At 65.4% G+C, this 14,012-nt stretch carries 13 protein-coding genes and 1 pseudogene; 5 read left to right on the top strand and 9 right to left on the bottom strand.

Going from position 1 to position 14,012, the window contains the following annotated elements:
* Positions 1 to 2 precede the first annotated feature (2 nt).
* The gene (locus EP007_RS07870; protein ID WP_128477131.1) at positions 3 to 2,249 is read left to right on the top strand and encodes an N-6 DNA methylase; all 2,247 of its coding nucleotides are present in this window, start codon (positions 3 to 5) and stop codon (positions 2,247 to 2,249) included.
* Between the two features lie 27 nt (positions 2,250 to 2,276).
* On the top strand, positions 2,277 to 2,996 hold the full coding sequence (locus EP007_RS07865; protein ID WP_128477130.1) for a hypothetical protein: 720 nt from the start codon (positions 2,277 to 2,279) through the stop codon (positions 2,994 to 2,996).
* A gap of 90 nt (positions 2,997 to 3,086) precedes the next feature.
* Here EP007_RS07865 and EP007_RS07860 read toward each other — a convergent pair whose 3' ends face one another.
* The 4 genes and pseudogenes from EP007_RS07860 to EP007_RS17910 form a co-directional block, all read right to left on the bottom strand.
* Positions 3,087 to 3,953, bottom strand: coding sequence for a halocin C8-like domain-containing protein (locus tag EP007_RS07860; protein ID WP_208023473.1), 867 nt, complete (start codon positions 3,951 to 3,953; stop codon positions 3,087 to 3,089).
* A 197-nt stretch (positions 3,954 to 4,150) separates the two neighbouring features.
* The gene (locus tag EP007_RS07855; protein ID WP_128477129.1) at positions 4,151 to 6,115 is read right to left on the bottom strand and encodes an AMP-dependent synthetase/ligase; all 1,965 of its coding nucleotides are present in this window, start codon (positions 6,113 to 6,115) and stop codon (positions 4,151 to 4,153) included.
* Between the two features lie 160 nt (positions 6,116 to 6,275).
* Positions 6,276 to 7,190: an MBL fold metallo-hydrolase gene (locus tag EP007_RS07850; RefSeq protein WP_166035642.1), complete on the bottom strand. Its 915-nt coding sequence runs from the start codon at positions 7,188 to 7,190 to the stop codon at positions 6,276 to 6,278.
* Between the two features lie 141 nt (positions 7,191 to 7,331).
* Positions 7,332 to 7,439, bottom strand: a pseudogene (locus EP007_RS17910) (UPF0175 family protein); the annotation flags it as partial.
* A gap of 354 nt (positions 7,440 to 7,793) precedes the next feature.
* Between EP007_RS17910 and serS the strand changes: the two are divergent.
* Positions 7,794 to 9,149, top strand: coding sequence for a serine--tRNA ligase (gene serS, locus EP007_RS07845; RefSeq protein ID WP_128477127.1), 1,356 nt, complete (start codon positions 7,794 to 7,796; stop codon positions 9,147 to 9,149).
* Here serS and EP007_RS07840 read toward each other — a convergent pair.
* From EP007_RS07840 to EP007_RS07835, 3 genes are all read right to left on the bottom strand, one after another.
* Entirely contained in the window at positions 9,146 to 9,568 is a 423-nt protein-coding gene (locus tag EP007_RS07840; protein ID WP_243700348.1) for an EamA family transporter, read from the bottom strand. The two genes, serS and EP007_RS07840, sit on opposite strands and share 4 nt — an antisense overlap.
* Positions 9,569 to 9,657: 89 nt before the next feature.
* Positions 9,658 to 9,831, bottom strand: coding sequence for a PhlB family protein (locus EP007_RS17385; RefSeq protein ID WP_166035485.1), 174 nt, complete (start codon positions 9,829 to 9,831; stop codon positions 9,658 to 9,660).
* Positions 9,832 to 9,923: 92 nt separating this feature from the next.
* Positions 9,924 to 10,271 (bottom strand): nuclear transport factor 2 family protein, encoded by a 348-nt coding sequence (locus tag EP007_RS07835; protein ID WP_166035483.1) that lies wholly within the window; start codon positions 10,269 to 10,271, stop codon positions 9,924 to 9,926.
* 101 nt (positions 10,272 to 10,372) lie between these two features.
* Between EP007_RS07835 and EP007_RS07830 the strand changes: the two genes are divergently transcribed.
* A complete protein-coding gene (locus tag EP007_RS07830; protein ID WP_128477125.1) occupies positions 10,373 to 11,455 on the top strand; it encodes a DNA primase large subunit PriL in 1,083 nt (360 codons plus the stop codon).
* 330 nt (positions 11,456 to 11,785) lie between these two features.
* On the opposite strand, the gene EP007_RS07825 is transcribed toward EP007_RS07830, so the two are convergent.
* Positions 11,786 to 11,986, bottom strand: coding sequence for a DUF7472 family protein (locus tag EP007_RS07825; protein WP_128477124.1), 201 nt, complete (start codon positions 11,984 to 11,986; stop codon positions 11,786 to 11,788).
* Positions 11,987 to 12,486: 500 nt separating this feature from the next.
* On the opposite strand from EP007_RS07825, the gene EP007_RS07820 reads away from it, so the two are divergent.
* Entirely contained in the window at positions 12,487 to 13,185 is a 699-nt protein-coding gene (locus EP007_RS07820) for an SWIM zinc finger family protein (protein WP_128477123.1), read from the top strand.
* A 290-nt stretch (positions 13,186 to 13,475) separates the two neighbouring features.
* On the opposite strand, the gene hjc is transcribed toward EP007_RS07820, so the two are convergent.
* Positions 13,476 to 13,964 (bottom strand): Holliday junction resolvase Hjc, encoded by a 489-nt coding sequence (hjc, locus tag EP007_RS07815; RefSeq protein WP_128477122.1) that lies wholly within the window; start codon positions 13,962 to 13,964, stop codon positions 13,476 to 13,478.
* Positions 13,965 to 14,012 lie beyond the last annotated feature (48 nt).

Raw genomic sequence — 14,012 nt, 5'->3', positions numbered from 1 at the left:
CCATGACGGCCGACATCGCCGAGCGGTGGGGCCGCGAGAGCGCGCTGTACGAGGCCTACCGCGACGTCGCGCGCGACCTGCTGGCGAGCGACGAGCGGTTTCGGACCGCCCGCTCGGAGTGGGAGACGTTCTTCGAGACCAGCCACGGCGACGCCCTCGCGGACGTAGAGCGCCCGAGCGCCGCGGGCGAGCGACCGACCGACGAACTGTTCGTGGACTCGCTGTACTACGACTTCGTGGTGGACCGCATCGTCGCGCTCGCCGAGCGCGAGTTCGGGTTCGCGCTGGCCAATCGGGAACCGCGGGCGAACACCGGCGCGCTGTCGGTTCGCTTCCGGGCGTTGCACGACCGCGTCGTGAGCGAACTCGCCGACCTCGACGGGCGCGTCCCCGACCCAATCGAGGACGCGCTCACGAGGGCCGACCTCCGGGCGGCCGACACCGGCTTTCTCCGGCGACTCTACGAGGGCGTCGTCTCTCGGGACCTCCGCCTCGCGCTCGGGGAGTACCACACCCCGCGAGGCGTCGCCGAACTCGCGGTGGACGCACTCGGCGTCGAGGAGTTCGCGGACGCGACGTTTCTCGACCCCGGATGCGGGTCGGGCGTGTTTCCGTCGGTCTGCATCGAGCGCAAGATTGCGGCGCTGGAGGACACCCACTCCCCCGACGAAATCGTGGCCAACGTCACGTCGAGCGTCTTCGGCATCGACCTGAATCCGGTCGCGGTCACGAGTACGAAACTGAACTACCTGCTCTCGCTGTTGCCCGTCCTCGACGCGGCCGAGACCGAGCGCGTCGAACTCCCGGTCTTTCTGACCGACGCTGTCGGTCTGACCCGCGACGACCGGATTTCGTTCCGGGGCGAGGAGTTCGACCCCGCCGCCGACTACCTCGTCGGGAACCCGCCGTGGATTCCGTGGAGTCGCCTCTCGGAGACCGTGAAAGCTGGCTGGCGCGAGCGCGGCGACGAACTCGATCTACTCCCCCACGACGGGACCGCCTCGCGGTTGGGCCACGCCAACGACGACATCTCCCTGCCGTTCGTCTGGGTCTGTATCGACCGCTATCTGGACGCGGGCGGCGGGGCGAGTTTCGTCCTGAAGCGCGCCGTCTCGAAGGGACCTGCGGGCAAACTTCTCCGAACGCTGAGTGTGGACGAACGACCGCTCGCGCTCGAAGCGGTCCACGACTTCAACCGACTCCGACCCTTCGGCGAGCAGGTCGGCGCGAACGCCGCCGTCTACGCGCTCCGGGCCGACGCCGACCACGAGTTCCCCGTCGAGACGGTTTCGTGGACCGCCAGCGAGCGCGACGACCCCGCCGACTTCGCCACGCGAGCGTCAATGCGCCGGACGCTCGACCGCGAAGAGACCGCGCTCGTCCCGGTGGACGCCGACGAGGAGGCGTCGGCGTGGGTCCGCGCGGACGCCGAGCACGCGGCGCTCGGCGAGTGCGCCCACGAGATTCGCCACGGCGTCAAGGACGACGCCCAAGCCGTCTTCTCCGTCGAGCGCGAGGAACTGGCCGACCTCGAAGACGAGTTCGTCTACCCCTACGTCAAGTCGCGCCACGTCGTCAAGTACGGCCTGTTCGGCCACGAACTGCGACTGGTTCCGCTCCGGAAGGCCAACGAGGACAACGAAAAGGAACTGCGTGAGCGGTATCCGAAGACCTACGACTACCTCGAAACGCACCGCGACGCGCTCGAATCCCGGTCGTCGTCGTGGCTCGACAAGGGACCGTTCTACAACGTCTTCGGACTGGGCGAGTATACGTGGAGCGAGTACAAGGTCGCGTGGTGTCGCCTCGGGTTCAAGCCCCATTTCGCGGTCGTCTCGACCGTCGAGGACGCAGATTTGGGCCAGAAGCAGGTCGTGCCCGGCGACCACTTCATGTTCATTTCGGCCGACGGCGAGCGGGAGGCCCACTTCCTCTGTGCCCTGCTCAACTCGGCGACCTACCAGCGGTCGCTGAAACACGTCGCTTCGGAGGGGAAGGCTAGCCTCTCGAAATCGGTCGTCTCGAATCTTCAACTCCCCGAGTGGCGGGGGACCGAGCGACAGCGACGACTCGCCGACCTTTCGATGCAGGCCCACGACATCGTGCCCGAACACACAGACACCTCCAAGCGCGCCTACAACCGGAAGACGATACCCGAGTTGGAGACCGTCCAAGCCGAAATCGACCGCCTCGTCGAGGAGGCGCTGGCCGACGACGGCGAGAGTTTATTCCGAGCCGAAGATACTTGAGGCAGAGGGGCGAATCCCGCACACGAGATGCTTACCGTACTCGGGGTCGTCTTCCTGCTCGGGGGCGTCGCGTTCGGGTGGTACGGTCTCCGACCGCTCGCGGTCGTTCCGCGACTCGTGCGGACGGAGGTCGTCGGCCCGGCGTCCGTGAGTTCCGACGACGAGTTCGTCGTCTGTCGCGGCCGGACCCAATCGGTCGGCGAGACGCTGAGTGGGCCGTTCACCGGAAAGAACTGTCTCGGTCTCGAATACGAAATCAGCGAGCGCGAACTCACGGCGACCGAAATTCCGTTTACGTGGGGTCACCGCGACGACGGCGTGGCGACGGTCCCCTTCGAGTTGCGCGACGACGGCGGCCGCGTCCGAGTTGCCCCCGAATCAAGACGCTTCCGACTCGACACCGAGAGCGAGACCATCAGCGTCTCGGCGGGCGAGGAACCGCCCGAGCGAATCCGGGCGTTCGTGGAAGCGCGCGGCGAACTCTCGCCCACCGCGGGCGGTCCCCTCGCGTCGCTCGGTATCGGAGCGCGGCGGTACACCGAGCGCCGAATCGACCCGGAGAAGTCCCACGTCGTCGCGGGCCGCCCCGAGTACCGAGACGGCCGCGTCGTCCTCACGAATCCGTCCGTGATAGCCGACGGATCGCCGGGAGCGGTCGCGCTCGGTCGCCTGCGAGCGGCGGCGTTTCCGCTCGTCGCGGCGCTCACGTTCTTGGTCGTCGGTGCGGGACTGTTCGCGCTCGCGTAGTCGGCACAGTTCGCCCGGCGCTCGCGTAGTCGCGCGCGACGACCAGCGGCCCGCGAGAGTCGGACGAACGAAAAAGCGACTGTCCGTCGCTCAGAAGTACGGGATATCCACGTTGACGATGTCGCCGGACGCGTCGTCGTCGCAGACGTTCAGGCCGCCCTTACAGATGGTCGCTCCGAGGTCGTCGCCACAGCCGCTGACGTAGTTGACGACGTAGCAGACGCCCTTGACGAAGGTGACGCAGGAGACGGCACCGACGACGGTGACGCCGAGCGCGCCGCAAGCGAACGCCCCGACCGTGCTACAGAGCAGTCGGCAGGTCTTGTTGGCCGCCCAGTAACAGCCGCTACAGTAGCTGATGTTCAGATAGTCCGGGAAGTCGTTCCAGTCGGTGGCGTTGACATCCTCGTTGATGAACGACTTGATGGCGTCGGGGTCGGGCCGGATGGTCCGGTGGGTGACGCCGCTGTCGGTCGTCTCCTTGCCGAGTTGGGTCGCCTCGACCTGCGTCGCCGCCTCGTAGCGTTCGGTTCGGTCGAGGACGCCGTCCTCTCGGTAATACTCGAAGTCGAGTTGGGCCAGTTCGACGGCCTCGGTATCGAGGTCCCTGCCAACGACGACGGCCGCGCGGTGGTCGCCTTCGGTCTCGAAGTTGTACGCGACGAGTTCGCGCCGGAAGTCACCGGCTTCGACCCGCGCGGCGTCGAGGTTGTCGAGGTCCCACGAGAACCCGTAGCCCTTCTCGTTGGCGACCTCTATCAGGTCGTCGAACTGCTGGGTGCGGGAGAGTTTGCGGGCGAGGGCCATCTTGCGGCCCTTCTCCAGCATCGTAATCGGGTCCTGCTCGGGACCCTCGGCCGCGGCGATGGAAGCCGAGAACGTCCCCGCGACGCCAGCGACGCCAGCACTGCCCATACCTTTCAGTACGCTTCGTCTACTTGGCCCATTATCGGACATGCAATTTTTAGTAGAAAGTGTAGAAATAAAACTTTACACCTTATTTTTATATGATATTTTTTTATATATTTGTTGAAATAATCTCTACATCTATCCGTGGAGAGATTTGGCGCACTCGACGCTATCCACGCGGAGAAACAGTCTGGTCGTGAGCAACGCGGAGGCAGCGGCGAAAACGATTCGATGCGAGCGGACGCTCAGGCGTTCCCGTACTTGCGCCCGTATATTTCGTCTATCTCGTCGGCGAACCGCTCCAAGATGTTACGACGCTTCTTCTTCATCGTCGGCGTCAGCAGGTCGTTGTCCTCGGTGAACTCCTCGCTGACGACCCGGAACTGCTTGATTCGCTCGTGGGACTCGAACTGCTGGTTGACGCGCTCGACTTCCGCGTCCATCCACTCCCGAACGCGGTCGTCTCGGGTGAGTTCCCGGTCGTCGTCGGGAAGGTTGATACCCTCGCTGTCGGCGCGCTTTCGGACGCCCTCGAAGTTCGGGACCACGAGCGCCGAGACGAACTTGTGCCCGTCGCCAACGACGATGACCTGTTCAACTACGTTGCTGGCCGCGAAGGCGTCCTCGATGGGACCCGGCGCGACGTTCTTCCCGGTCGAGAGGACCAGCAGTTCCTTGGCGCGCTCGCGGAACTCGATGTAGTCGTCGTCACGGAGTTCCACGATGTCGCCGGTCCGGAACCACCCGTCCTCGGTGAACGCCCGCTCGGTCGCCTCGGGCATCTCCCAGTAGCCCTCGGTGACGTTCGGTCCCTTGACGAGGAGTTCGCCGACCTCGCCGTCGAAGGTCTCGTCAGCGACTACCGAGTTGTCCACCTTCACCTCCGCGTCCACCACGGGCGGCCCGATGGTGCCGACTTTCGGCGCTTCGGGCGGGTTGACCCCGATGACGGGAGAGGTCTCGGTCAGGCCGTACCCCTCCAGAATCGGCAGGCCCATCCCGTGATAGAGCGCACAGAGGTCCGGCGAGAGGCTTCCGCCCCCGCTGATGAGGAAGTCGATGTTGCCGCCGAGACCGTTCCGAACCTTCCGGAAGACGAGTTTGTCGGCGACGGCGCGCTTGGCCCGGAGCGCGAGTCCGGGGTCGTCGGTCTCGAAGAACTCGCGGCCGACCTCGGTAGCCCACTCGAACAGGCGCTTGGAGACCGGCGAGGACTCGGCCTGCTCGCGGATGGCGTCGTACATGCGCTCGTACACTCGCGGGACACTGGTTCCGGTGGTCGGTTCGACCAACTGGAAGTCCTCCTGTAGGGTCTCGGGGTCCTCGGCGTAGGCCACGGTCGCGCCCGCGGCGAACATCAGGAAGTGGCCCGCGAGTCGTTCGAGAACGTGGGCCAGCGGCAGGAACGAGACGGTGCTGGCGTTCTCGTCGATTGCGGGCATGCCCTCCCTGTCGGGACGCGGGCCGAACCGCTTGTAACACTGATTGATGTTCGACCGGAAGTTCCAGTGGCTGAGTTTAGCGCCCTTCGGCTTGCCGGTCGTGCCGGAGGTGTAGATGAGCGTGGCGAGGTCCTCGGGGTCGCGGGCGTCCACCCACGATTCGTACTCCTCGGCGTCGAACGCCTCGCTCCCGCGCTCGTAGAGGTCCCCGAGCGTGTGGACCTCGAACGCGGCGTCCTCGGCAGTGGTCTCGCCCGCCGGGCCGAGTTCGTCCATCACGACCGCGAACTCAAGGTCGAGAGAATCCTGTACCTGTACGACTCGCTCCAGCAGTTCGGCGTTCTCCACGACTACGCCGTCGGCGTCGGGGTCGCCGAGCAGGTACTCGACCTGACTTGGCGAGGAGCCGCGGTAGACGGTGGTCACGACCGCGCCAGCGGCGAGCAGGCCGAAGTCGGTCTGTGCCCACTCCATCCGGGTGTCGGCGAAGATGCCCACGCGGTCGTCGGCCTCAACGCCCAAGTCGCGGAATCCGGCCGCGAGCGACCGGACGATGTCGCGCATCTCGGCGTACGAGAGCGACCGAAACTCACCGACGGCGGCCGCGGTGACCGCCGACCCGACGAGCGACCGGTCGTACACTCCGCCCTTGTACTGCTGTGCCGGACGGTTCTCGTGCCGGGCGGCGCTCTCCTCGAACAACCGCGGTATTGTCGATCGGCCGACCACTTCGTCGTCGTAGTCCCGTTCGGCGTCACGCCACTCCATACCATTCAATCAGAACCCCGTGACATTAAGGTACTCCCGAACTTTCGGGGCGTTCAATCGCGTTTATCTGGCAGTTCGCGGCGTCGTTTTCGCCAATTGGCGCGATTTGCGGTGTCTTCCTGCCCGAGTTCGTCACTCGCGCGCGCGTCGCCGACCGCGCTCACTCCTCGCGCCGGTCCAAATACGTGACGACGCCGCGGACGTTCAGTCGCGCCTCCTCGCTGGCCTTGCGCTCGCCCCACACCTCGGTCATCTCGGCGTTCGCCGCGAAGTAGTCCTCCACCTCGTCGGCGTCACCCAACTCCTCGTACTTCGCTTCGACTGTCTCGACCCACTCGCGCAGCACGTCGGCGTACTCATCCATGACGCCCTGCTCGTACTTACGCGGGCCAAAGTGCGGATAGAGCAACGTTTCGGGGTCGAGGTCTCGGACGATTTCGAGGTCCGCGAGACACTGTTCGAGGTCGAAGTTCGGCGGCGGGGAGGTCTGGCGAATCTCTCCGGCCGTCGGCACCCAGATGCCCGCCGCGTCGGCGGTGAAGACCGAATCGTCGTCTCGGTCGTGGAAGACGACCTGATGGGGCGCGTGGCCCGGCGCGTGGTACACGTCGAGGTGGTGGTCGCCGAGGTTGATGGTGTCGCCGCCGTTGAGTTCGACCACGCGCTCCTCGGGCACGGGTTTCGGTTCGACGTAGAACTCCCACTGGTCGCCGACGGCGGCCTTCGTCCCCTCCACGAGGCGCGAGGGGTCCACGAGGTGCGACGCGCCGATTTCGTGAACCATCACCTCGGCGTTGGGACAGGCCTCCGCGAGGTAGCCAGAGCCGCCCGCGTGGTCGAGGTGGACGTGCGTCGGTGCGATGACCGCCACGTCCTCGCGGGCGATGTCCAACTCGTCCAGCGCGTCGAGAATCAGTTCGTGGTGGGTGCCGATGCCCGTGTCCACGATGGCGGGCCGGGCGGCGTCGTAGATGTAGACCGCGCCGTACTCGTCGGTGCCGTACATCCCGGTGTCGAGGTAGTAGAGGTCCGAGCAGTCGCCCGTCGTGACCTCCCGGAGGTCGCCCTGTGGCATGTTCGTTGATGGGTCTCGGCGGGGTAAAAGATGTTCGGCGTCGGAAGGTTGGGCAGTGAGATCTCGTTCGTCTCGGACTGCTCGAAGGTCGGTTTCGAGGTCACTCTCGTCGTAGTTCAACTCGACGCCTCGGTCAGCGAGAACGTCGATTAACTTCCAGACCGACGTGTCAGCTATCTCGGCGGCGCGGCCGAGTGAAATAGTTCCTTCTTGATAGCGTTCAACCGCAGATTCGACGGTCTGCTCCATGTTCTGCGATTGTGGCTAATCGGCCTAAAGTTTCGTTTCTAATTGAAGTTTGATTCTCCAAAGCTAGTTTCAGACTTGAACAAAGGAGTTTTCCGCCCCGCACAGCACCGCGACGCCCTCACACCTCCCCATCCTCCTGCGTTGCTCGGTCGCTACGCTCCACTGCGCTACTCGTCCCTCGCGCGGTTCGGCGCGGCGACGAGACGCCGCGCCCCACGCGCCGACCGGGAAAGACAATGTCCTAATAAGGCAACGACTGTACTGATACAGCAACGTTCCCAACCCGTCCCCCTGCCAACCACTGTCCCACGAACGATACGGTTTTTTGCCGGGAGAAGAATTGAGAGAGTAGGAATGCTCGACCGGAACTACATCCGCGACAACCCGGAAGCGGTCCGCGAGGGTCTCCGCAAGCGCGGGACCGACGTGGACCTCGACGCGATTCTCGAAAAGGACGAGGAATGGCGCGACCTGAAAGCGCGCGGCGACGACCTGCGCCACGAGCGCAATCAGGTCAGCGACAAAATCGGCGACCTCAAGCAGGCCGGAAAGCACGACGAGGCCGACGAGGCAATCGAACGCTCGCAAGAACTCAAGGCCGAAATCGAGGAGGTCGAGGAGCGCGCCGCCGAGTTGGAAGAGGAGCTAGAGGACCTTCTCCTACGCGTACCCCAAGTACCCCACGAGAGCGTCCCCGAGGGCGAGGACGAGGACGACAACGTCGAGACACGCCGCGAGGGCTTCGAGGACCTGCGCGAGTTGCCCGACGACGTGACGCCCCACTACGAACTCGGCGAGGAACTGGACATCATCGACGAGGCGCGCGCCGCCAAGACCAGCGGGAGCGGCTATTACTTCCTCAAGGGTGAGGGGAGTCAACTCGAACACGCCCTGATGCAGTTCATGATGGACGTTCACCGCGAGCAGGATTACCAGGAAATCTTCCCGCCCATCCCCATCAACAGCGAGTCGATGACCGGAACGGGCCAGTTACCGAAGTTTGCCGACGACGCCTACAAACTGGAGGACGAAGACCTCTGGCTCTGCCCCACCGCGGAGGTTCCGGTCACGAACATGTACCGCGACGACATCCTCCTGAGCGACGACCTCCCGCTAAAACATCAGGCCTACACGCCGAACTTCCGGCGCGAAGCGGGCGAACACGGCACCGAGACGCGGGGCATCGTCCGCGTCCACCAGTTCAACAAGGTCGAGATGGTCAACTTCGTGGAACCCGAAGATAGCTACGACCGACTCCACGGACTGCTCGACGAGGCCGAGGAAGTCCTCCGACGCCTCGACCTTCCCTACCGCGTTCTCGAACTCTGCACGGGCGACCTCGGCTTCAAGGCCGCCAAGCAGATCGACCTCGAAGTCTGGGCACCCGGCGACGACATGGAGGACGGTCCCGAGCAGGGCGGCCGCTGGCTGGAAGTCTCGACGGCCTCGAACTTCGAGGACTTTCAGGCCCGGCGCGCTGGCCTTCGCTACCGGCCCGAGCGCCACGAATCGACCGAGTACCTGCACACGCTCAACGCCTCGGGACTGGCTCTGCCGCGCGTGATGGTCGCCGTTCTCGAATACTACCAGAACGACGACGGCACCGTGACGGTGCCCGAGGCGCTGCGCCCCTACATGGGCAACAAGGAGGTTATCGAGGGCCACGAACCGGTCGGCGAGAGCGCCCTCGGCGCGGGCGAGAAGGATTAGCTCGTCGTCAAATACATCCCGACGGCCGCCAGCACGATTCCGGCGACCTTCTTCGCGGTCAGCGGGTCGTTGAGGAACGCCACGCCGATGAGCGAACTCCCGACGAGGAACATGCCGAAGATGGGGACCACGACGCTGACCGGGCCGGACCCGAGCGCCCGGTAGTACGCGATGATGCCGACGCTGAGAAACACCCCCGCCGCGTACATGTAAATCGCATTCTCGCCCGTGAGGTGAGTGACGACTGGTTCGTCCCGATAGACGATGACGGCGGCCGCCGACAGCGCGAGCATGCTGTTGGCGACCAGCGCGACCACCGTACTCGGAATTCGGTTGGTCGCCAGACTCGCCAGCGGCGTGAAAATGGAGTAGCCGACCAACGCAACGACCGCCCACGCGATGTAGTTCATGGCCGCCATTGGAAACTGCCACACCTATCGGTTGGGATTCCGGACACCGCATCCGGAACTGAGACAGGGACGTATCGGCACCGCACCCGCGACCCCCGTCACTCTCCGAGCGGGACCACGTCGTCGCCGCCACACTCCGAACACGACTCGCGGTCGGCGAAAAAGCGCTCGCCGCAGTCTCGACACTCGTGGCTCGCTTCCTCCTCGGCCGCGGCCGCCGACGCCTGCTTGAACTCCTCGACTTTCTGTCCGAGGTCTCTAAAGAGGCTCATTATGTGTAGGAATCGGAGAACAGCGGCATAAGTCTTGGTAGCACGGTGAAGTTGGTAGCCAGCGAGACGCCGCCCCGTAAGTAGCACCCCGGCTACTGCGTGTAGGTCCGAATCCGGGTAATCGTCTCGTCGCCACTCCCGCTTCCGAACTCGAAAACGTCCACGAACGCGAACATCGGCGCGCCGTCGGCGTCGCGCAGGCGACCCCTGACCGCGACCTCCGCGCCGGGGTCGTCCGCGTACACCGCGCCGATTTCGTGAGAGGTGTCCGTGTTCGGCCGGTCGTCGCGCATGAATCCGACCAGCGTCTCGCGGCCCTCGATGGTTCGGTCCGGGCGCTCGTGGACGATATCGGGCGCGAGCAAGGCTTCGAACCGGTCGTAGTCGCCCGCGTCGATGGCGTCGTAGTAGGCGCGGGCGAGGTCGGTCGCGTCGGTCACGACTGCAACGAGGGACGGCCGCCGTATCAAGCCATGCGGTTCGTCCCACCGACCGGTCGGTCTTCGTCGCGTTTATCGGGGTCGGCCGAAATGAGGCGAGTATGGACCCGCTTCACGCCCGGTACCCGTTTCTCGCCGCGGCCCGCGAGAGCGTCCGCGAGGCCGACATCGGTCTCGTGGCCGTCGTGGCGGGCGACGAGCGCCACCCCGCGGTCGAACGCGGCGTCGAGCGGGTGCGCCGGGCGCTCGTCGATGGCACGGTTCGGTCGGACCCGGACGACGAGCGGCGCTGGGCCACGCGCGCGGAACTGCTCTCGTATCCGGTCGCTCGCGTGCTGGTGTCGCTCGTGGACGCGCCTGGCGCGGTCGAGAAGTACGCCAGCGCCGAGGCGGACACCGCCTACGAGCGATTCACCGACGACTTCGAGAACCCCGACGACGGCCTGAAGTCCACCGCCGACACCGCCGTCTCGCTCCGCGCGCTCCTCGCGGAGTTCGACCTCTCCGGAGCGGTCCGCGAGACGGTCTCGGGCGACGGCTACCGCATCGCCGTCGGTCGGTATCTCGCGCTCTCCTCAAACCTCGACGGCGAGCGGTGGACCCTCGCCACGCGCCAGTTGGCCGACGGGACGGTGAAGGTCTCCGAGACCGAACTCCGCGAACTCCTCCGGGAGGCGGTCCGCCAGCGCGTCGCCGCGGGCCTGCCGACCGACGTGCCCGACGAGATTCGCGCGGGCCTGACCGACGAGGTGGCCGAGTTGCAGGAGACGTTCTCCGAAATCGACGTTTCGCAGGACATCGACGTACTCGCGCCAGACTGCTTCCCGCCCTGCGTCGCCTCGCTGGTCGAGCGAGCGCAGGACGGCGAGAACTTGGACGACCACGCCGAGTTCGCGCTGGTCGCGTTCCTGACGAGCGCGAACGCCGACACCGACGAGCTGCTGGCGCTCTGTGGCGTGGACAGCGACACCCGCGCGACGGCACTGCGCTACCGAGCGAACCGGGTCGGCGACGAGTCGGGTGCCCAGTACGCGCCGCCCTCCTGCGAGACGATGGCGGCCTACGACGAGTGTCCGGTCGCCGACGAGGAGGACCCGACGACCGACGGCCGATGTGAGACGGTTTCGCACCCGCTTTCCTACTACGAGGACGCACTCGACGCCGCTGAGAGCGCCGGAGACTGAATTTCCCCAGTTTCGCGCAGGTTTACAAGCTTCTCGGCGCGTGCTGGCGCGGCGCGCGACTGCGCGCCGCGCCAACCGCGCGAGGGCTGAGGACCGCAACGAAGTGAGGACCGCAGGCGGTTGGGGAGGACGTGGCCCTCGCGGTTGCGGTGCGGGTGCGGTATGATTTGCTCAAGCCTGAAGCTAGCTTCTCACTGTCTCACTTACCGTTTCTCTCCGCAGAATCTGCTCCCCTCTGAGCCACTTGCTCTACCTCTCAGAGACGACCTCGACAAAACCGAACTCCGACCACGAACGCAAAACCGAGCGACCGCGAGAATCGATTCGAAATCAGTACTGCCGCGACATCCAGATGCCGACACCACTCATCACCAGCACGAACACGACGATGACGCCCACGACCGCCAACGCTCCCGTCTGTGTGAGGCCGTTGGTGCCGTACTGCATGCCCACGCCGACGAGCAGGGCGATGAAGAGACCAACGGACCCCGCACCGACGAGAATCTCGCGGCGCGTCTCCTGATCTACCATAGCGGTGATTTCCGAGGGTATCGGCAAAAGGGCTTCGATAACCACTTTTTGCTGCACTCGGTCGCCCGAGCCTATGGCTCGGGGCTCCCTCGCTGGCAAAAACGTGGGGAAAAAACACGGCGTCACCCCCTCCGTCGGAGACGAAGCGGCTCCGCCGCTTCGCTCCTCCGTCGAGGGATTCCTTGGTCCGCTCGCTCGTCGCTGGCGCTCCTCGCTCGCGGTACGATTGCCGGTGCGCGAGCCGTCGGCTCGCTGAAACGTGGTCGGTCGAGTCGGGCGCTCGCCGACAGCAATTCATTCTCCATAGATTCCGCTGAATTTAGGCCTTATTGAGGCATTACCGTTCTAACTCGTACGTATAGTTTTTCTAGTAAGTGCAAGACTTAGGAGTGTTCGGACCCTATCTATTCGTACGCGGAACCGACCGACGACGGGACGACGAGGGGTGGAGACGACGATTTTGTAGACCGTGGGTCGGCCCCGCACTACGAGGGAAGCCTATGGCAAACACAACAGCTTCCGAACGAACGCGCACATCGCTGCCCCCCGTCGAGGGCGTGACCGACCGCCGGTCACAGCGCGCCCGCATGGAGCGTATGGCAGTCACGTCGCTCGGCGGCGGCGGCGTCTACGAAGTCGAGAGCCAGAGCGGTCACACGTACTCGGTAGACCTGCCCGGCGGGCGCTGTACCTGCCCGGACCACAACTTCCGGGGCGTCAGGTGCAAGCACATCCGGCGAGTCGCAATGGAAGTCACCGCGGGACGCGTCGCGCCGCCCGGCAAGCAGGCCGTCGCGTGTCACAACTGCGGCGAGAAACGCTTCGCCGACGAGACCGATGCGGGACCGCACCTTTGCGAGGAGTGCGGTCTCGACCCCGGCGAAACCGTCGTGGACCGCGAGACGGGCGACCTGCTGGTCGTGGTTCGGACGACGCCCCGCCGGGCCGACGAAGTCGAAATCACGGGCCACGACTGCACCGTCGCGGCGTACTCGACCAACCAGAACTATCGCGCCGACGACGTGGTGGTCGAAGCGATGTACCCGACTCCGGCGGGTCTCGACGCCGACGAGTTGCAACCCCGTCACCTCCGGCGGTACTCGTTCCCGCGCGGGCGACTCGCTCGCAGGCGCGAGGACGCCCGACCGGCCGAACGCGAGGACCAGTCGGCGCTCGCGGACTTCAAGGCGACGGTGTGACGACGAGCGATTGGAAAGGAAGAGCGATGGGAAACGAAGATGCGGCGGTCCGGCCCTCCGGTGGCGTGCCCCGCCTCCGGACCGCCGCCGGTCGCACCGCGTGGATGCTCTGCCGGTCGGAACGTGTGGTCTGTTGCAACGCGACGGTCGGTGACGTGGCCCACGGACGACACTCACACGCAGCTCGCTACGCCACCGACATAGGCAAAATAGTCACAGTTGTTGATATACTTTTTCATACGAACCGAGACGCGCGGAGAATAACCGAGACGCCAACATCAACGCGCGGACTACTCCAACATCGACGCCGCCTCGTCCGGCGAGAGGACGCCCTGCTCGACCGCACCAAGTACGTCCCGGATGTCGTGGCCGTCGTCCTCGTCGTCGTCGGTCGCTCGGAGCGAGTCGAGGGGGTCGCCCTCTTCGAGCGCGGTCTCCTTTTTCACGCGGTAGTTGCCGCCGTCGGTCTGGTACACGTCCGCGGGATGGAAGAAATACCAGTCCTCGCGGTCGAACCGCACCCCGATTTTGGGTTTCGCGCCGAAGTTCTGCGAGAAGTAGACCAGCGCCTCGACCTCCTCGCCGGTGAGATAGATGGGGTCGCCCGAACTCGACTTCGCCTCGATGGCGTAGAAGGCGACGCCATCGCCCGCGAGTACGTCCGGGAGTTCACGCTCGGTGGCGCTTCCGCTGGCGGGCGCGCGCATGACCGCGAATCCGGCCTCGTCGAGTCGGTTGACGAGTTCGCGCTCGCGCCTGTCGCCCTTCGCGTTAGACATCGCGCCACCACCCGAGTCCCGTCGTGTCGGCCATGTCTGGTACTGTCT

The organism is Halorussus pelagicus, assembly GCF_004087835.1.
Lineage (GTDB): Archaea > Halobacteriota > Halobacteria > Halobacteriales > Haladaptataceae > Halorussus > Halorussus pelagicus.
Note: the sequence above shows the minus strand (reverse complement) of the source record. Positions and strands in the feature narration are given on the sequence as shown.

Excerpts from the sequence above, each read along its gene's own strand:
- EP007_RS07870 (WP_128477131.1), top strand. The coding sequence starts at position 3 with ATGACGGCCGACATCGCCGAGCGGTGGGGCCGCGAGAGCGCGCTGTAC.
- EP007_RS07865 (WP_128477130.1), top strand. The coding sequence starts at position 2,277 with ATGCTTACCGTACTCGGGGTCGTCTTCCTGCTCGGGGGCGTCGCGTTC.
- EP007_RS07860 (WP_208023473.1), bottom strand. The coding sequence starts at position 3,953 with ATGTCCGATAATGGGCCAAGTAGACGAAGCGTACTGAAAGGTATGGGC.
- EP007_RS07855 (WP_128477129.1), bottom strand. The coding sequence starts at position 6,115 with ATGGAGTGGCGTGACGCCGAACGGGACTACGACGACGAAGTGGTCGGC.
- EP007_RS07850 (WP_166035642.1), bottom strand. The coding sequence starts at position 7,190 with ATGCCACAGGGCGACCTCCGGGAGGTCACGACGGGCGACTGCTCGGAC.
- serS (WP_128477127.1), top strand. The coding sequence starts at position 7,794 with ATGCTCGACCGGAACTACATCCGCGACAACCCGGAAGCGGTCCGCGAG.
- EP007_RS07840 (WP_243700348.1), bottom strand. The coding sequence starts at position 9,568 with ATGGCGGCCATGAACTACATCGCGTGGGCGGTCGTTGCGTTGGTCGGC.
- EP007_RS17385 (WP_166035485.1), bottom strand. The coding sequence starts at position 9,831 with ATGAGCCTCTTTAGAGACCTCGGACAGAAAGTCGAGGAGTTCAAGCAG.
- EP007_RS07830 (WP_128477125.1), top strand. The coding sequence starts at position 10,373 with ATGGACCCGCTTCACGCCCGGTACCCGTTTCTCGCCGCGGCCCGCGAG.
- EP007_RS07825 (WP_128477124.1), bottom strand. The coding sequence starts at position 11,986 with ATGGTAGATCAGGAGACGCGCCGCGAGATTCTCGTCGGTGCGGGGTCC.
- EP007_RS07820 (WP_128477123.1), top strand. The coding sequence starts at position 12,487 with ATGGCAAACACAACAGCTTCCGAACGAACGCGCACATCGCTGCCCCCC.
- hjc (WP_128477122.1), bottom strand. The coding sequence starts at position 13,964 with ATGTCTAACGCGAAGGGCGACAGGCGCGAGCGCGAACTCGTCAACCGA.